General features: G+C 50.8%; 14 protein-coding genes, 1 tRNA gene and 1 other RNA gene. 2 read left to right on the top strand and 14 right to left on the bottom strand.

Annotated elements, in window-relative coordinates:
* Positions 1–95: 95 nt before the first annotated feature.
* Positions 96–1,589, bottom strand: coding sequence for a glycerol kinase GlpK (gene glpK, locus JW499_RS03045; protein ID WP_205209201.1), 1,494 nt, complete (start codon positions 1,587–1,589; stop codon positions 96–98).
* Positions 1,590–1,833: 244 nt separating this feature from the next.
* Between glpK and JW499_RS03040 the strand changes: the two genes are divergently transcribed.
* Together JW499_RS03040 and glpD are read left to right on the top strand one after the other, a co-directional pair.
* The gene (locus JW499_RS03040; protein ID WP_205209200.1) at positions 1,834–2,598 is read left to right on the top strand and encodes a DeoR/GlpR family transcriptional regulator; all 765 of its coding nucleotides are present in this window, start codon (positions 1,834–1,836) and stop codon (positions 2,596–2,598) included.
* A 209-nt stretch (positions 2,599–2,807) separates the two neighbouring features.
* Positions 2,808–4,325, top strand: coding sequence for a glycerol-3-phosphate dehydrogenase (gene glpD, locus JW499_RS03035; RefSeq protein WP_205209199.1), 1,518 nt, complete (start codon positions 2,808–2,810; stop codon positions 4,323–4,325).
* Between the two features lie 65 nt (positions 4,326–4,390).
* On the opposite strand, the gene JW499_RS03030 is transcribed toward glpD, so the two are convergent.
* From JW499_RS03030 to JW499_RS02970, 13 genes are all read right to left on the bottom strand, one after another.
* Positions 4,391–4,891 carry an Lrp/AsnC family transcriptional regulator gene (locus tag JW499_RS03030; protein ID WP_205209198.1) on the bottom strand — a complete coding sequence of 167 codons (501 nt, stop codon included), beginning with the start codon at positions 4,889–4,891 and terminating at the stop codon, positions 4,391–4,393.
* A gap of 320 nt (positions 4,892–5,211) precedes the next feature.
* Positions 5,212–6,084 (bottom strand): formyltetrahydrofolate deformylase, encoded by an 873-nt coding sequence (gene purU, locus JW499_RS03025; protein WP_205209197.1) that lies wholly within the window; start codon positions 6,082–6,084, stop codon positions 5,212–5,214.
* A gap of 233 nt (positions 6,085–6,317) precedes the next feature.
* Positions 6,318–7,466 (bottom strand): glycine cleavage T C-terminal barrel domain-containing protein, encoded by a 1,149-nt coding sequence (locus JW499_RS03020; RefSeq protein ID WP_205209196.1) that lies wholly within the window; start codon positions 7,464–7,466, stop codon positions 6,318–6,320.
* A gap of 452 nt (positions 7,467–7,918) precedes the next feature.
* Complete coding sequence (gene folD, locus JW499_RS03015) at positions 7,919–8,812, bottom strand: bifunctional methylenetetrahydrofolate dehydrogenase/methenyltetrahydrofolate cyclohydrolase FolD (protein ID WP_205209195.1); 894 nt, start codon at positions 8,810–8,812, stop codon at positions 7,919–7,921.
* A gap of 116 nt (positions 8,813–8,928) precedes the next feature.
* Positions 8,929–9,864, bottom strand: a complete 936-nt coding sequence (locus JW499_RS03010; protein ID WP_205209194.1) for a methylenetetrahydrofolate reductase — start codon at positions 9,862–9,864, stop codon at positions 8,929–8,931.
* Between the two features lie 204 nt (positions 9,865–10,068).
* Complete coding sequence (locus JW499_RS03005) at positions 10,069–11,217, bottom strand: glycine cleavage T C-terminal barrel domain-containing protein (RefSeq protein WP_205209193.1); 1,149 nt, start codon at positions 11,215–11,217, stop codon at positions 10,069–10,071.
* Between the two features lie 254 nt (positions 11,218–11,471).
* On the bottom strand, positions 11,472–12,407 hold the full coding sequence (locus JW499_RS03000; RefSeq protein ID WP_205209192.1) for a LysR family transcriptional regulator: 936 nt from the start codon (positions 12,405–12,407) through the stop codon (positions 11,472–11,474).
* 150 nt (positions 12,408–12,557) lie between these two features.
* Positions 12,558–14,198 (bottom strand): acyl-CoA synthetase, encoded by a 1,641-nt coding sequence (locus tag JW499_RS02995; protein WP_205209191.1) that lies wholly within the window; start codon positions 14,196–14,198, stop codon positions 12,558–12,560.
* A 162-nt stretch (positions 14,199–14,360) separates the two neighbouring features.
* On the bottom strand, positions 14,361–15,161 hold the full coding sequence (locus JW499_RS02990; protein WP_205209190.1) for an enoyl-CoA hydratase: 801 nt from the start codon (positions 15,159–15,161) through the stop codon (positions 14,361–14,363).
* Positions 15,162–15,186: 25 nt separating this feature from the next.
* A complete protein-coding gene (locus JW499_RS02985; RefSeq protein WP_205209189.1) occupies positions 15,187–15,636 on the bottom strand; it encodes an OsmC family protein in 450 nt (149 codons plus the stop codon).
* A 483-nt stretch (positions 15,637–16,119) separates the two neighbouring features.
* Positions 16,120–17,361 carry a leucine-rich repeat-containing protein kinase family protein gene (locus tag JW499_RS02980; protein ID WP_205209188.1) on the bottom strand — a complete coding sequence of 414 codons (1,242 nt, stop codon included), beginning with the start codon at positions 17,359–17,361 and terminating at the stop codon, positions 16,120–16,122.
* A gap of 166 nt (positions 17,362–17,527) precedes the next feature.
* A non-coding RNA gene (locus tag JW499_RS02975) (RtT sRNA) lies at positions 17,528–17,651 on the bottom strand.
* 193 nt (positions 17,652–17,844) lie between these two features.
* Positions 17,845–17,932: transfer RNA gene (locus JW499_RS02970), tRNA-Ser, on the bottom strand.
* Positions 17,933–18,117: the final 185 nt, after the last annotated feature.

Here is an 18,117-nt window from a genome sequence, read left to right as displayed (position 1 = left end):
GCAGGGGCTACCCGCCCCCTGCTCAGCATAAACTACTGACTCAGATATTGACGAAAACACCCGCTATCGTGGATAAAGAGTGCCCAGCCAGTCATTTACTCAGGTTCGTCCTTTCCCCGAACACGCCTGACAGCATCCTGCCACCCGGCATAGAACTCATCCCGACCCGATTTGCTCATGGTCGGCTCAAAACGTTTGTCACAATGCCACATCAACTGCAGTGATTCTAAAGACTCAAACACCCCGGCCTGCAAACCAGCTAAATAAGCCACCCCTAAGGCGGTGGTCTCAATAATCTCCGGCCGGTCTACTGTTGCCCCAAGAATATCTGAGAGAAAGCTCAGCACCCAGTTGTTAACCACCATGCCACCATCAACCCGCAGTGTGGTTGGTCTGACACCATCACTTTCCATCGCTTTTTGCAGGTCTTTCGTTTGATAGCACACCGATTGCAGTCCAGCGGTAACAATCTCTTTTATGCCAGTATCCCGGGTGAGACCAAAAATAGCGCCCCGGGCATTCGGGTCCCAATAAGGCGCACCTAATCCAGTAAAGGCAGGCACCAGATAAACACCATGATCCAGTGGCGTCTGGCAGGCCAGCGGTTCCGCCTCTGCGGCTCCTTTGATCAGTTGCAAACCATCTCGCAACCACTGAATCGTTGCTCCGGCAATGAAAATACTGCCTTCCAATGCATAGGTTGTTTTACCGTTAAGACGATAAGCCACCGTTGTCAGCAAACGGTTTGCCGAGACCAGTGCTTTATCACCGGTATTCAGCATCAGGAAACAACCGGTACCATAAGTGCTCTTGGCCATCCCCGCCGTGAAACAGGTCTGACCAAAGAGTGCCGCCTGCTGGTCGCCAGCGACCCCCAGAATAGGCACCTCACCCCCCAGCAGGTGCTTAGCAGTGACACCGAAATCAGCAGAGGAGTCCAACACTTCAGGCAGCATAGACGCGGGTATATCGAACAGCTCAAGCAGCTCCGGATCCCACTCCTGTGTATGAATGTTAAACAGCATGGTGCGTGACGCATTGGTCGCATCCGTACGATGTACCTTTCCGCCGGTCAACTGCCAAAGCAGATAGGTATCGACAGTACCAAAAACAAGGTCGCCCCGCTCTGCCTTTTCTCTGGCTCCCGGAATCTGTTCCAGCAACCAGCAGATCTTAGTGGCGGAGAAGTAAGGGTCGATAAGTAGTCCGGTCTTCGAGCTGATTAACGCTTCTACACCTTGCGCTGAAAGCTTTTCACAATATTCGGAGGTGCGACGGTCTTGCCAGACAATGGCATTATAGACAGGCACCCCGGTATGCCGGTCCCATACCAGGGTGGTTTCTCTCTGATTGGTAATACCGATCGCGATAATGTCGTCAGTTGATAGCGCATTTTCCGCTAATACTTTGCGACAGGTTGTCAGAACAGTACCCCACAGATCATCAGGATTGTGTTCAACCCAGCCATCCTGTGGAAACTTCTGTGAAAACTCCTCCTGAGCCAGCGCATGCACCCGTCCTTCCGTTGTAAAAAGCACCGCTCTGGAGCTTGTTGTACCCTGATCGATAGACAAGAGATATCCAGACATGAACACTACCTGTATTGTTATTCTATATGTTCTTAAATGTTCGATAATGCATCATTTACAACAAACAAACAACGAAGATTTTCAATACCGAACAACAGCACTGCTCTACATATATAAAAGTTAAAACAAAACAAAAACTATATGCGATAATTTACCTCTTTCCACTTTCATACAAGCGCCCCTGGATGGTGTGCCGCAACGGCTTATGAACAAAACTTACTTATAGAGTAGAAGGTTTTTCAGAATGTCACAGAGCCAACGCCAACTTCAAATCATGGAACTGGTCCGGGAAAAAGGGTTTGCCAGTATTGATGAGCTGGTAACGCACTTTAACGTTACCCCCCAGACTATTCGCCGGGATCTCAATCAGCTGGCAGAAGCGAAGAAACTCCGGCGTCACCATGGTGGGGCGGGGGCGGAACCAGAATCAAGTACGGAAAATCTCTCTTATCAGTCGCGAAAGATTATGAACCTGGAGGCGAAAGAGCGTATTGCGAAAGCCCTGGCAAAGGCGATCCCTGACGGCGCCTCTCTGTTTATCAACATCGGCACGACCACCGAAACCATCGCTCAGGCTTTGCTAAATCATCGCGACCTTAAAATCGTCACCAACAATATCCATGTCGCCGCAATTCTTTCATCGAAACCGGACTTTACCGTCATTATCGCCGCTGGCGAGGTTCGCCATAGGGACGGAGGCATTGTCGGTGAAGCCACCAGCGATTTTATCGGCCAGTTCCAGATGGACTTTGGCATTATTGGTATCAGCGGTATCAGCATGAACGGATCACTACTGGATTTCGACTATCGTGAAGTCAGAGTCGCCCAGGCGATCATTGAGCATTCACAACAGATCATCCTGGCTGCTGACCATACAAAATTTGGTCGAAGCGCAATGGTTAAACTCGGTAATATCTCGCAAATAGACCATCTCTACACCGATATGACGCCGCCCGCAGAGATCTGCGAGATTCTGACCACTAACGATATTAGCCTGCATATCGTCTAGCCCAGCAACGTCGCCCGACTCAGCATAAGGCGGGCATTTCACCACGCTCCTGACAGCCACACAGTTCGTGAATGTTTTTTTGTCAAAATTTGTTCGTTTTTGATTGATTTTTTTCGTATTAGAACATTATAGTAACCAAAATCGAAATACGATAAAAACATATCACAGCTGTCCAGGCTCAAACCGGTATTTACTGAGGAGAATCCAAGATGAATCTTACCCGTGATGTTTATGACCTCCTTGTTATAGGCGGCGGCATTAATGGCGCAGGTATTGCGGCAGATGCTGCCGGTCGTGGTCTGTCAGTTGCCCTGTGCGAAATGAGCGATCTGGGGTCAGCAACCTCATCCAACAGCAGCAAACTGATCCACGGCGGGCTGCGATATCTGGAATACTACGAGTTCAGATTAGTCAGGGAGGCACTGGCTGAACGCGAAGTGCTACTAAAAAACGCGCCTCACATTATCTGGCCGCTGCGATTTCGACTTCCTCACCGGCCACATCTGCGCCCGGCATGGATGATCCGCGCCGGTCTTTTCCTCTACGACAATCTGGCCAAACGAGCCACGCTGCCTGCATCAAAGAGCCTGAAATTTGGTGCTGAAAGCGTACTCAAACCGACCATGCCCCGTGGTTTTGAATACTCTGATGGCTGGGTAGACGATGCCCGTTTAGTCGTCTTGAACGCCTTAGCGGCCCAGACTAAAGGGGCAACGATTAAAACCCGCACCCGCTGCATCAGCGCCAGACGCACAGATCAGCTCTGGAGCGTCACACTACTGGATACACTCACCGGCAACACTGCGGTTCTCAAATCCCGCTCTATCGTTAATGCCGCAGGTCCCTGGGTTTCAAGCCTGTTTAAAGAAACCATGAGCTCGGAGCCGCCCAGACAGGTCAGGTTAGTTAAAGGCAGTCACATCATCGTTCCCCGTATTCATGACGAACCTGAGGCCTATATACTCCAGAACGAAGACGGCCGGATAGTGTTTGTTATCCCCTACGAAGATCGCTTCTCTTTAATCGGCACAACCGATCAGGAGTACATTGGCGATCCTGCCAGGGTGACAATCGATCAGGGTGAAATCGATTACTTAATTGAGGTCACTAATCAGCATTTCCGCAGACAAATTAAGGCGACAGATGTTGTAAGAACGTACTCAGGGGTGCGCCCATTACTCGATGACAACGCCGGTTCGGCCCAGGCAGTAACCCGTGATTACACCTTTGAAGTTGACGCCCCCGGCAACCAGGCACCTTTAATCTCTGTCTTTGGCGGCAAGATCACAACCTATCGTAAGCTGTCCGAGGCAGTCGTCGACAAACTATGTGAGCACTTTCCTGACAGCGGACCAAAGTGGACAGCTGATGCCCGCCTGCCCGGCGGTGAGTTTGAGAGTCAGCCGGCACTGCAAAACAAGCTGGCACACCGATACCCATGGCTGCCGAACCCGCTAATCACCCGATATGTCCGAACTTACGGCACCCTCTCCTACCGTTTGCTCAAAGATATTTCCAGTCTCAGCGAAATGGGAACAGATTTTGGTGCCGGTTTGTATGAAGCAGAAGTACGCTACCTGATTGATCACGAGTGGGCTCTGACCGCTGAAGACATCCTATGGCGTAGAACCAAGCGTGGGCTTTACATGACAGAAACAGACGTTGATTGCTTAACCGCGTATGTGAATAACCACTTCGATAAAAGCATAAAAGCCTCTATTAATTAAAGCGCTGATTTGATGAACGTTTTCTCTATATATCCAACCGAATAAAGTGACACTGATACAAACGACTACTCATCGGCACTGGCTTTATTCGCTAACAGTTTCGATAAGCTGGGCGTGGTCGATTTAACCTCCCGCGTGACAACATAAATATAATAGCGATCAATGCCTATCTCTTCATCAAGCAGTTGCTCAATTAAGTGTTGAAAATCCGGCAGGGAGTGGGTAATGACTTTCATCACATAGTCGCAACCACCACCGGTCGCGCTGCACTCTATGATCTCATCAACGCTCAGAATACGTTTTTCAAACCGCTCAAAATTTGACCGGTTATGCGCCTTTAATGAAACCGTGACATAAACCTTGGTCAGATCGAGAATCTTATCGATGGCAATATCGCCCCGAAACCCCTTTATAAGCCCCGCCTTTTTGAGCTTATCCAGCCGCATCCAGCATGGCGTTGGCGATAGGCTGACCAATTCCGAAAGTCTGGATTTGCTGATCTGTCCGTGCTGCTGCACGGCACTCAGAATACGAACATCCACCGCATCTAAAATGACTTTTTTCATATTTTTGACTACACAATGAATCCCAATCGCAAAGGTCGAGTCTACCCAGCTGCCGAAACCAGAGCAAATGTTATATGTCATCATCGTGGCTACATTGACAACACCGACATTACAGGTTTACCCATTTGAACCGGCTGCGGTATCGACAGTATAGCTAAGCATAAAAAAGGCCCCTGAGGGGCCAGAATATAGGTGCTCTCGCACTAAGGAAGATAACTCTGTTCACCACGTCCCACAGTGCTGTAAAAGCCAAAGCGGATCGCCGGGTTACCGGGCTCATCCGCAGGCTGCAGGACTCATTAATCGCTCAGAGTCGATGGTTAATGCCCGGGGAAGACAACCGTTTTATTGCCATTCAGGAAACAGCGATCCTCTACATGCAGCTTAATCGCCTTGGCCAGCGTCACCCGCTCGGTGTCGCGTCCTTTTGCCACCAGTCGCTCGGGGGTGTAGGTGTGATCCACCGGTTCCACGCCCTGAGTGATGATGGGACCTTCGTCCAGATCTTCACTCACATAGTGTGCGGTGGCCCCGACCAGCTTAACCCCTTTATCGTATGCCTGATGGTAAGGCTTGGCACCTTTAAAGCCCGGCAACAGCGAATGATGGATATTGATGGCTCGCCCGTGTAGCTTCTTACACATATCCTCGGACAGAACCTGCATGTAGCGCGCCAGTACAACGAGGTCGGCTCCGGTTTCCTGGATGATCTGCCACATCTGCGCTTCCTGCTCCGCCTTGGTTTCTGCAGTTACCGGCAGGTGGTAATAAGGAATATTGTACCAATCAGCCTGCTTTTTCAGATCAGGGTGGTTGGAGATGATCGCTGGAATCTCGATATTAAGTGCACCGGTGCTATAGCGATGCAGCAGATCCTGCAGACAATGATCATATTTGGATACCAAAATCACCACCTTTGCGGGAATCGCCAGATCACGCAGCTCCCATTTGACTTCAAAGGCTTCAGCCCGGTCGGCAAGCTGGCTACGCAGATCCGCTTCCGAAAATTCACCATTACCCCGGTAATTAAATTCAACACGGAAGAAAAAACGGTCGGTATCGGCATCATCAAAAGTATGCATCTCGTATGCATAACAGTCGTTTCGATACAGACTGCTAATGATCAGATCCAGGACACCCAGCTTGGTTTGAGAACTGCCGGTAAGGATATAGGTTGTTGTATTTGTAGTCATTCTACGAGTCCTTAATTTTTCACTGGCCAAACGAATAATGCCGGAGAAGTCGGTTGAGAATGAAACTCTGCTCAACGTGCCTGCGTATCGCACCATCAATTGGCTGATTGTTTAATACCGGGATAACCCGGATACCCGGATACATTCACTCCCTGCAAAAAACTGAAATGAACGCAACGGGTGATATGTGAGCCATCGAACACTGGGGAGCATTGATGGCTCAACCATCGGAATCAGGTCGCCGCTATTGTCTTTTTCGGATCAAAGAATGGCGTTTCCACCACGGTGGCGGTTGCTGCTCCACTGGGTAGCGCAACCTCAAAGGCTGTCCCCGGCTCAGCAAACTCTGCGCTGACCATCGCCAGGGCAATATTTTGTTCCAGACGTGGCGAGAACACTGCGGATGTCACCTTGCCCACCTGTTGGCCCTCTTTTTCCAGCATCCAGAAGCGGGTGTTCGGTCCTGTCAGCGCCGGAGCATCGATCACCAGGCCCACCTGTTTGCGTGTCACGCCTGCGTCACGGATTCGCTTCAGCGCAGCTTTACCAATAAAATCAGCATCCATATCCAGCTCAACCAGGCGGTCCAGACCCAGCTCGTATGGATTGGTGTTGATATCCATATCCGCGTGGTAAGACAGCATACCGCCCTCAATGCGACGGATTGACGATGTATGACCCGGCTGTAAACCAAACGGAGCACCGGCTGCCATAATCTTTTCCCACAGCTCATCCCCCTTCGAACCATCCTGCAGATACAGCTCGTAGCCCAGTTCGCTTGACCAGCCGGTCCGGGACACGATCAGAGGAATGCCATCCAGGTCGTATTCACGTAGCCAGTAATACTTCAGATCGGTGATGCTGTCGCCGAACAGGGCTTTCATGATTTCACCGGACTTCGGCCCCTGCAGCTGCAACGGAGAGACATCCGGTTCACGAATGGTGACATCCAGACCGGAGTTCACCGCAACGCCTTGTGCCCACAGTAAAATATCGCTGTCTGCCAGGGAGATCCAGAAGCGGTTTTCTTCAAGACGCAGCAGAATCGGATCGTTCAGAATGCCGCCCTCAGCATTGGTGATCAGCACATACTTGCACTGCCCTACCGCACACTTTGACAGGTCTCGCGGTGTCAGTAGCTGGGCAAACTGTGCGGCATCGGGACCGGTAATCTCCACCTGACGTTCAACCGCTACATCACACAGGATCGCATCGTTCACCAGGTTCCAGAAATTCTGCTCCGGATTACCGAAATCGCGGGGAATATACATATGGTTATACACCGAAAAACCTTTAGCGCCCCAGCGCACGGTTGCATCGAAGTAAGGTGATTTGCGAATCTGTGTGCCAAAGCCAAACTCTTCTTGTTGTTGTGTCGCCATTTTCCAGTCCTCAAAATGTTCAATCCCGCCCGATACGACAAGATTGAACCGCACTTAAATCGTTTGAACAGCGTAAATGATATGAGCAATTCACGGATGAAAGGGCCTAAAGAGATGGTACAAAAATGCACAAACGGTCTTGTTTTAAGCGCATATTAGTCTGTTTGGACTATGCTCAGACGCACCGGAGAATCGGGCTTTAAACGGATCTGAACAGGCATACGTGACACTATGGATAAACAGGAAAACGGGGTGCCGGTTTTAGAAATAGCAGAAAGGTGATGTTGCGACTCCGCCGCGATGAGGATCGATGCGGGGTTCTGACAAAACAGTGTGGCGGGAAGAGCATTAGCGCTGTCACCAGCGCTCATTCCGAATGGATCAGGTGACCCACACTCAGCTGAAGCGGCAGCGTCCGGCAATAGGCCATGGCCCGTTATGATGAAGGATGATCAGACCGTAAGCCCATGGGGTTCAGGGAGAGCTCTGGCCCGACAGCACGCGGTGACCGTATTGGCCAGTAAACAGGCAATCGTCATCGGGCCAACGCCCCCGGGAACCGGAGTAATTGCACCTGCGACCTCTTTGGCAGCGGCGAAATCTACATCCCCGACAAGCCGTGTTGTACCGTCGCTTTTCTCTATACGATTGATACCCACATCGATCACTGTAGCACCCGGTTTGATCCATCCACCCTCAATGAACAGAGGCCGTCCCACCGCGGCAACCACGATATCGGCATTAGCCACCAGTTCAGGCAGATTTCGTGTCCGCGAGTGCGCCACGGTTACCGTGCAACTCTCTCTCAACAGCAGTTGCGCCATCGGCTTGCCAACAATATTAGAACGCCCGATCACTAAAGCATTCTGGCCCGACAAATTGCCGCAATACTCACGCAGCATCATCAGACAACCCAAAGGAGTGCAGGGCACCATCGCTTGCTGTCCTGTCGCAAGCAGACCCGCATTAGAGATATGAAATCCGTCCACATCTTTGGCTGGATCGATCGCATTAATCACTAATGCTTCATCGATATGCTCAGGCAGTGGTAACTGAACCAGAATGCCGTGAACAGCCGGATCCGTATTAAGCTGATCAATCAGTGCCAGCAGTTCCGCTTCGGTTGTATCAACAGCCAGCTTATGCTGATAAGAGTGCATACCCGCCTCAACGGTTTGCTTAGCCTTAGAGCGCACATAAACCTGAGATGCCGGATCCTCACCCACCAGCACCACAGCCAGGCCTGGAGTGATATCGTGTTGTTGCTTCAAATAGGCTGTATGTTCAGCGACTCTTTCGCGTAATGCAACGGCGAAATTCTTACCATCGATGATCTGTGCAGTCATGTTGTTCTTCTCATTTAGCGCTCAGCGAAAGTGGGCTGAAAACCTGTAAAGCGGCGCCCTGATTCCTGTTGTGTAACACGCCCCTGTCGTGGGCTGTAGCTACAGATATAGTTGCATCAATCTCGGTCTGCTGAAGCTGGCCGGCCGGCGCTGCCACCATTTTCAGAGACCCAGACTGCATTATTCCTGATCCCCCCCAATGGGAAGAAATGTACCTGTTCAACGCCAAAACCGGGATGGCGTTCTTTGTGAGCAGCAAGCTCGGTTAATAACTCTGTGGGCTCATAGGGCAGAAGTAACTTCCCGACATCCTTTGCCCTGCGTTGCAGAACCCGCATGCTAGGCCCGACACCACATGACAAGGCATATTTTATCAGGGTATGCAGCTTAGCCGGTCCCGCCACGCCAATATGGATGGGCAGATCAACCCCTTCCGCTGCCAGCCTGTCAGCCCAGGCAATCACCGGAGCAGACTCAAAGCAGAACTGAGTGGTAATCGCCACACGCGCATCCGTCCGCTCGAAGAAAGCCTTTTTCCATTTCATCGCTTGCATCACCATTCGGTCGGAACCGTCGGGATCTATATCCCGGTTCCCTTCAGGGTGGCCAGCTATGTGCAAGTTGCTGAAACCATCGAAGAGACCCGTTTCCAGCAACTGCATAGAATCCTTAAATTCACCCACCGGAGTGTTCAGACCACCGCCCAGAAGCAGCGCCTGATTAACACCTGCTTCGCCCTGGTAGCGGGCGATCCATTCGGCGAGCTCATTATACCCTGTAATCAGGCGCGCAGGAAAATGCGGCATAACCTCAAACCCTTCATCGGTCAGACGGCGTGCGGTATGGACCATATCCTCAATGAAGGTCCCATCGATATGAGCGATATACACGCGGGTGCCGGTGGGCAGGATATCGCGAAAGCATTCCACATTCTCAGCAGTCCGAGGCATCACCTCAATCGAATAGCCGCTTAAAAATTTCTCCAGCAGGGGGGAGGTTGGATCCACGGTAGCAGTCTCAGTGGATTTGTGAAGAAATGATAACAGCCCCATAAAGTCGCCCTTCTGTTTGCCAGGGTGGTCAACCCTGCTATTTATAATCAATAAGCATCTGCAGGCATCTGGAATCAGGTCTTACCGCCAGCCCGAAATCCTGCTCACCCGAACCGTTTGATCGATATAACTTAAATCAAACCTGGTCGTTAATATGCGCCTGCAGAGGTCGCTCATATTTTCTGATTTGTCTGTTTGCCGGAATTAACTCGCTGCAATTTTCTTTTTCGGATCAAAGAATGGCGTTTCCACCACGGTGGCGGTTGCGGCTCCACTGGGTAGCGCAACCTCAAAGGTAGTTCCCGGCTCGGCAAACTCTGCGCCAACCATCGCCAGGGCTATATTTTGTTCCAGACGTGGCGAAAACACTGCAGATGTCACCCTGCCCACCTGCTGGCCCTCTTTTTCCAGCATCCAGAAGCGGGTGTTCGGTCCTGTCAGCGCCGGAGCATCGATCACCAGGCCCACCTGTTTGCGTGTCACACCTGCATCACGGATTCGCTTCAGCGCAGCTTTGCCAATAAAATCGGCGTCCATATCCAGCTCTACCAGGCGATCAAGGCCCAGTTCATACGGGTTGGTGTTGATATCCATATCGGCATGGTAAGACAGCATACCGCCCTCAATACGACGGATTGACGATGTATGGCCCGGCTGTAAACCAAACGGAGCACCGGCAGCCATAATCTTTTCCCACAGCGCATCCCCCTTCGAACCATCCTGCAGATACAGCTCATAGCCCAGTTCGCTTGACCAGCCGGTCCGGGACACGATCAGAGGAATGCCATCCAGATCGTATTCACGCAGCCAGTAATACTTCAGGTCGGTGATGCTGTCGCCGAACAGGGCTTTCATGATTTCACCGGACTTCGGCCCCTGCAGCTGCAACGGAGAGACATCCGGTTCACGAATGGTGACATCCAGACCGGAGTTCACCGCAACGCCTTGTGCCCACAGCAAAATGTCGCTGTCGGCCAGGGAGATCCAGAAGCGGTTTTCTTCCAGGCGGAGCAGGATAGGATCATTCAGAATCCCGCCATCAGCATTGGTGATCAACACATACTTACACTGCCCTACGGCACACTTTGACAGGTCTCGCGGCGTCAGTAGCTGGGCAAACTGTGCGGCGTCGGGACCGGTAATCTCCACCTGACGTTCAACCGCCACATCACACAGGATCGCATCGTTCACCAGGTTCCAGAAATTCTGCTCCGGGTTGCCGAAATCGCGGGGAATATACATATGGTTATACACCGAAAAAACTTTAGCGCCCCAGCGCACGGTTGCATCGAAGTAAGGTGATTTGCGAATCTGTGTGCCAAAGCCAAATTCTTCTTGTTGTTGTGTCGCCATTTTCCAGTCCTCAAAATGTTCAATCCCGCCCGATACGACAAGATTGAACCGCACTTAAATCGTTTGAACAGCGTAAATGATATGAGGTATTTGCAGAGAGAAGGGCCTAAACCACAGCAGCGAAACTGAATAATCAGTCTTGTTTTTGAGCCGTTTTAGTCCGTTTGGACTATAGCCAGGGATAGCATTTTATCCCGAGAGAAAATCAGCAGATGGATTAGCGGGTAAACGGCAAAACACATAAAAAAAGGGGCTCAGGCATCGGGCGAGCCGGCCTCATCCAGCAACCACTCACGAAACTGCCGGGCAATATCCCGTTCATTATTTGGCCCGGCACTGACAACATAGTACGCCTGATCACAGTGCATCGGATGATCAATCACTACCTGCAGTTTTTCTGCAGCAAGCTCTGCCTGCAGCAGCGCTTTACTACCCAACAGCAAGCCTTGTCCGGACAGCGCCGCTTCAAGTGTCAGCAGACCGTTGCCAAAACGCAGTTCACGCAGAGAACCGGTATGTTCCGATGCCTGTTGTAAGAACCACTCATGCCAGCCACAGGAATCTTTAAAGCGTGACAGTGTACTGTCCCATAACAGCGTTTGCTTGCCTAATGACTCTGTACTCTTAAGGCTGGCAGCAAGCTCTGCCGTCCCCATTGGCACTAAATCAAGAGTCATTAAGCGTTGCGGGGCAAGATCCTTATAATCACCATACCCCAGCCGTACAGAGACATCGATCCCCGCCCGCTTTAGCTGCGATCCTTCGAAATCACTATTACGGCACTTATCCACCGTATGCAGACTGGCCTGTAACCGCACTTCAGCTTCCGGGCATCGAGCATAAAACCGGTGCAGGCGTGGCACGATCCATTTGGTCGCGAACAGGGGTTCTGCACAGACGGTCACGACACTCCGCTCTTCGCTGAAGAGACGAATATTGTCGACGGCCTGTTGCAATGTTTTGAAGCCTTCGTGCAACTCAGGCAACGCTGCACGTGCGGCGGGGGTCAGACTGACCCGACGGTGGTGACGGACAAACAGTTCGACTCCCAGATAGGCTTCCAGCGCCTTGATCTGATGACTGATTGCCGCAGGGGTAACATTTAGCTCCTGAGCAGCCTTAGCGAAACTTTTTGTGCGGCTGGCAACCTCAAAATATGAGAGAGCGATCATCGGGGGGAGTCGAGACATAGAATCTGCCCTTAGAAAAAACGAGAGTCATCAACGGGGTACGGCTGTACCCCAATACGATAACAGACAGCTAACTATAATCGCTTATCACCTCCATGACTATTATTTACCGACAGCGATGCAATAGCTCCCCTGCCTGGAAATTGTTAATTACATGCTTGCCTGAGGTCTCAGTTGCTGACGCAATGCAAACTTCTGGATTTTTCCGGTTGAGGTGGTTGGCAGACTACCCAATACAATCCGCTTAGGCGCTTTGAAACGGCTCATATTATCACGGCAAAAATCAATGATTGCCTCTTCACTTAGCTCACTGCCGGGGCGTAATTGTACAAACGCCGCAGGCACTTCGCCCCACTTCTCATCCGGCATAGCCACAACCGCTGCAAGCTCCACTTCAGGATGGCGCTGGATAATATCCTCAACTTCCAGTGAGGATATATTTTCACCGCCCGAAATGATGACATCTTTGGAGCGGTCGGTAATTTTGATATAACCATCAGCATGTACTACCGCTAAGTCACCGGTATGAAACCAGCCATCGGCAAATGCCTCCTCGGTGGCGGTCTCGTTATGGAGATAACCCTTCATAACAATATTGCCCCGGAACATGATTTCCCCCACCGTTGTGCCATCAGCCGGTACCGGTTGCATGGTCTGGGGGTCTAACACGGTGACCTCCTCCTGTAACGGATAGCTCACCCCCTGCCGACCGTTCAGTACCACCTGCTCTTCAAGTGAGCGACCGGCCCAGTCATCCTGCTTAACGCATACCGAAGCGGGACCGTAGGTCTCAGTCAGACCATAGACATGGGTCAGCTCAAAGCCAAGCCGCCCCATCCGCTCCAGAACCGCAGCTGGCGGAGCAGCACCTGCAATCAATCCACAGATCTTGTGATCGATTGAGGTTTTCTGAGTGACGGCAGCATCGGCAATCATCGAATGGACAATTGGAGCACCACAGTAATGGGTGACACGATGCTGTCGCATCAGCTGATGAATTTTTTCCGCATCAACTTTACGCAGGCAGACACTGGTTCCACCGATCGCAGCCAGTGTCCAGGGAAAACACCAGCCATTGCAATGAAACATTGGCAGAGTCCACAGATACACCACCTTTGAAGGTAAGCTCCATGACAGTGTATTGCTGACGGCATTCAGATAAGCACCCCGATGGTGAGTGACCACGCCTTTTGGGTTTCCGGTAGTGCCGGAGGTATATCCCAGCGCAATCGCATCCCACTCATCTGCCGGAAGTTCCCACTCAGTCTCTTCTGGCTGTTCAGCCAGTAATGCTTCATATTCAAAACCGCCAAACAGCCGCCCTTCGCCATAGCCAGGGTCAGCAACGTTGATAACAATCGGGGCATCTCCTTCGACCAGAGTCAGCGCTTTCTCGATAACATCGGCATACTCCGTATCCACCAGTAAAAGCCGCGTGCGACTGTGGTTAAGAATAAAACCAATCGCTTCAGCATCCAGGCGAATATTGATTGCATTCAGCACGGCACCAACCATAGGCACGCCAAAATGAGCCTCATACATGGCGGGAATATTTGGCAGCATGGCTGACACAGTATCGCCTCGGCCAATACCAAACTGCTGCAACAGCGAGGCTAACTTGCAGCATCGACCGTAGGTCTGGCGCCAGGAATAGACTTTATCGTCGTATATCACAGCAGATCTGTCCGGATAAACCGCAGCGGCCCGCTTAATAAAGCTGAGTGGCGACAGAGCGACATAGTTAGCCGTGTTTTTCTCCAGCGCCTGATTGAATGCACATTGCTCGGTCATTTTATTGTTTCTCTTGTGTAAGACTCATCAGCGACCTCTACGTCAGATAAGCTATCTCACCTGCACCAGCAGAGTGTGCCTGATAACGTCAATATCTAATGCTAAATTCATTGAAAGCCAGTAAAACCAGCAGATCCACACAGACTTTCTCAGATAAAAACCTCAGCCCGCCGGCTTTTCCCAGATCGGTGCCCGTTTGGCAAGAAAGGCATCAATACCTTCGCCCGCGTCGGGACTCATCATATTATCCGCCATAACATTGCCGGCAAATTCATAGGCATCAGCCAGCGACATCTGGCGTTGCGGATTAAACATCGATTTGCCAAACCGGACAGCAGAAGGACTTTTACTGAGAATTTTCTCGACTTTTTCTGCAACGGCGTCATCCAGATCCGCATCATCAACCACACTGCTGATCAGCCCCCATTCCAGCGCAGTATCGGCATCAATAATATCGCCGGTCACCAGCAGATCGAATGCCCGCTTAGGTGAGATATTGCGTGACAGGGCAACCGCCGGGGTTGAACAGAACAACCCCACATTAATACCCGGAACAGCGAATCGGGCCGATCTGGCAGCGATCACCAGATCACAGCTGGCGACCAGTTGACAGCCTGCAGCGGCGGCGATACCACCCACCTTTGCAACGACCGGTACTGGCAGATTAACGATGCTCTGCATCACCTGACCACAACGACGAAACAGTTCCTGATAGTAGCTATGCGTTGGGTTGCTGCGCATCTCTTGCAGATCGTGGCCGGCACAAAATCCGCGCCCCTCAGCACTCAGGACGACACACTGTACGGTGGGATCAGCGGCGATACTATCTAGTTCCTGTTGTAGTGAAGCCAGCATCGCTTCGGATAAGGTATTTAATTTATCCGGCCGGTTTAAAGAGAGAAACACGGCACCATTCTGATCGCTGCGCAACAAAAGACTCTCTTTTGACTGATTAGTGCTCATAGAAGCCCTCACAAAATATCAACAGTTAAGAATGATTGATCTCAACACTGGCTGTAACCGAGTTTCTGATAAAACAGTTCTTATGTGCATTGGCATGGATTTTAGAAATTGTTTGCTGATCGGGCTGCTTATCTCCACCGAATATCACGCTGGGGGAGAGGACAATACGGGTAATTTCCATCCCGCCTTTGCCGTTCTTTTCCAGATATCCTGCAGGAACATCTTCGTATGATTCAACCCGGAACCCCTGAAACTCTGCAATCGCCAGGAAAAACAGCATATGACAACTGGAAACAGCACTCACCAGCATCTGCTCGGGATCTGCACAGTTAGGATCGCCCTTAAATTCCGTCGAGGCCGATACCTGAAGTTGCTGATCTCCATTCAGGCTGACCTGATGATTACGCGAGTAAGTCACTGAATCTGAGCAGTGGGGTTTGCGCTGCCAGTTAATTTTTGCTTGATGTACAGACATAACAGAAGATCTCTTTACTGAGTTACTTTATGCCCACCTTAGAAAATCCACCTATCGCTGTAAAACGATCTTTCCTAAGCAAAACGATTAGCTTTGCTAACCCAGACCGGTATTCAACAATCGCTATAACCACTCATAATATTAGTGAATATGCCAGTAAACACCATACAGCTACATTACAAAACCTAAACAGAATAGATTGAACTCATCGTTTTACCCACTACCCACCCCACGCGATGATCGCTGGCTAACGGCTGATAATAGATATGTTGCGTCATTGACCTGAATATAATTTGTCATGAGCACAGACAGACAATGCAACCAATATCTATATAAAAAACTGGGGGAACTCACCGCACTCGACCCCTATCATGTGTCCGACACAAAAAAACCCGGTCGTCAGACCAGGCTTTATCGTTTTCAATTTATGCTGGATTCAGCTGAAAGGGAAATGATCGCCGCTTTTGCTTTTATCCTGGCACGCTAATGCGTAGCTTTCTGCTTCAGGCGCGTGAATCTCAGGTTCTGTTGATCGGTTTCAGCACAGATACTCAACAGATCATCAATAAAATGATGCAGCGCCCGCCGCTCAATCTGCCTGATCTTTTCCTGCTGTCTCTCTGTTAGCATGTGATACATACTGGCCGCGCCAAAGTCGCCAAAAATGATATTCGCATCTTCGTCATACAGGGTGTTATGGGCATACAGATCACCATGACAGACTTGCTGGTCATGCAGATGGGTAAAGACACTCACCATCTGTTGCACAATTTTATCGATCTGTTCGATGGATAGCGAAACACCCTCGGGGAAGTTGTCACGGGTACAACTCTGAAAGCATGGCGGCAACCCCAGATTGCGATAGTGCGGTGGAATCAGGTTCATGATCAACGCTAAGTACCCATTCTCATTCACCTGCGCCAAAGGCTGTACCAGATTGGGATGCTCTCCGACCTTTAAACAGGCGTGCAGCTCATCTTCCGGATAGCCATCAGAGGTAACCTCACCTTTGAATACTTTCACCGCTATCTCATCAGGAAAGTGGGTTTGATCCTCATTCCACACCGCCTTTGAAATTACACCCGATGCCCCCTGCCCCAACACTTCCTGCTGGGTATAGCTGGATGACCGTATAAGCGGAACAGAGTCAATCCTGAGATCTGAACGACTGAATGGATTACCGGAAAACGCAATCCAGGCGAGTTTCGGCAGATCAAGCAGCTGTTCAGGGCACTCACTCAACTGGTTAGCAGAGATACGCACTAACTCAAGGTTGGTTAACTTAGCCATACTCTGTGGCAGATGGGTTAAGCGATTACCCGCCAGTGCTAACTTTTGTAACCGGGGCCGCTCGCCCAGCGACTCAGGCAGAGTTTCAATCCGGTTATCCGTTAAGATTAGCCAGCGTAACCGGGGCGGCAATGCGTTTTCCGGCACCCGGCTTATTCTGTTCGCTTTAAACCCCACCATTTCCAGACTAGCGCACTCACCCAGCACTTTTGGCAGCGTCTCAAAGCGGTTGTTTGAAGCAAACATGATTTTAAGCTTATGCAGCTGTCTCAGCTCATCCGGCAATGAATCCAACCGGTTATGGGACAGATCAAGAATTTCCAGAGTATCCGCCAGCGACAGAATCTCCACCGGGAAGGTGGTCAAATTTTCTGACAATTTCAGATGCTGAATACCCGCTAATTCGCCGGATTTTAACTGTGCAAGTGTATGCAAAATGATGAACCCATGGTGAGTCTGAGACAAAATTGCAGCCAGTATACAAGCGTTATCAGAGGGGCTCTAGGGGAATGAGGGAGAATGTTTTGGGCTTAGACGAAGCCCATATTCCAAACATAAAAAAGCCCGGTGGTTAAACCAGGCTGTTTCATTTTGAATTAGATGGCGGTGAGGGAGGATTACTCGTCGTTTCACTCCTCGCCCTTCGGGTCGTCGTCACAGGCTCCAACGTTATCTCGCTATGCTCGGTGCCCTCGTCGTTTCACTCCTCGCCCTTCGGGCTATCGTCGCAGGCTCCGATGTGGTCTCGCTTCGCTCGGCTCGAACCCGCGAGGGCTATTCACAGAAAACTTTCACCCTTTCAGGGCCATCGTCGCAAGCTCCGATGTTGTCTCACTGCGTTCGACTCTCACCCTCCCCTCATATTTCAGATACAAAAAAGCCCGGTGGTTAAACCGGGCTTTTCCGTTTTGAATTAGATGGCGGTGAGGGAGGGATTCGAACCCTCGATACCTTGCGGTATACACACTTTCCAGGCGTGCTCCTTCGGCCACTCGGACACCTCACCACGTATGTTGTTTACGCTGTCTTTTCAGACTCATAACCTGCACGCCTGCGTGCTCGTTACCATCGTCGTAAACTCCGATGTTCTCTGCGGCTTCGCCTCCGAGTCAACCACTCGGACACCTCACTACGTATTTTGTTTACGCTGTCTTTTCAGACTTATAACCTGCACATCTGGGTGCGGGTTAA

It is taken from the genome of Amphritea pacifica (assembly GCF_016924145.1).
GTDB classification, from domain to species: domain Bacteria; phylum Pseudomonadota; class Gammaproteobacteria; order Pseudomonadales; family Balneatricaceae; genus Amphritea; species Amphritea pacifica.
The sequence above is the reverse complement of the archived record's forward strand: the minus strand, read 5'-3'. Positions and strand labels throughout refer to the sequence as shown.

What these genes read in the sequence shown, in the direction of transcription:
- glpK (WP_205209201.1), bottom strand. Translation starts at nt 1,589, where the DNA reads ATGTCTGGATATCTCTTGTCTATCGATCAGGGTACAACAAGCTCCAGA.
- JW499_RS03040 (WP_205209200.1), top strand. Translation starts at nt 1,834, where the DNA reads ATGTCACAGAGCCAACGCCAACTTCAAATCATGGAACTGGTCCGGGAA.
- glpD (WP_205209199.1), top strand. Translation starts at nt 2,808, where the DNA reads ATGAATCTTACCCGTGATGTTTATGACCTCCTTGTTATAGGCGGCGGC.
- JW499_RS03030 (WP_205209198.1), bottom strand. Translation starts at nt 4,891, where the DNA reads ATGAAAAAAGTCATTTTAGATGCGGTGGATGTTCGTATTCTGAGTGCC.
- purU (WP_205209197.1), bottom strand. Translation starts at nt 6,084, where the DNA reads ATGACTACAAATACAACAACCTATATCCTTACCGGCAGTTCTCAAACC.
- JW499_RS03020 (WP_205209196.1), bottom strand. Translation starts at nt 7,466, where the DNA reads ATGGCGACACAACAACAAGAAGAGTTTGGCTTTGGCACACAGATTCGC.
- folD (WP_205209195.1), bottom strand. Translation starts at nt 8,812, where the DNA reads ATGACTGCACAGATCATCGATGGTAAGAATTTCGCCGTTGCATTACGC.
- JW499_RS03010 (WP_205209194.1), bottom strand. Translation starts at nt 9,864, where the DNA reads ATGGGGCTGTTATCATTTCTTCACAAATCCACTGAGACTGCTACCGTG.
- JW499_RS03005 (WP_205209193.1), bottom strand. Translation starts at nt 11,217, where the DNA reads ATGGCGACACAACAACAAGAAGAATTTGGCTTTGGCACACAGATTCGC.
- JW499_RS03000 (WP_205209192.1), bottom strand. Translation starts at nt 12,407, where the DNA reads ATGTCTCGACTCCCCCCGATGATCGCTCTCTCATATTTTGAGGTTGCC.
- JW499_RS02995 (WP_205209191.1), bottom strand. Translation starts at nt 14,198, where the DNA reads ATGACCGAGCAATGTGCATTCAATCAGGCGCTGGAGAAAAACACGGCT.
- JW499_RS02990 (WP_205209190.1), bottom strand. Translation starts at nt 15,161, where the DNA reads ATGAGCACTAATCAGTCAAAAGAGAGTCTTTTGTTGCGCAGCGATCAG.
- JW499_RS02985 (WP_205209189.1), bottom strand. Translation starts at nt 15,636, where the DNA reads ATGTCTGTACATCAAGCAAAAATTAACTGGCAGCGCAAACCCCACTGC.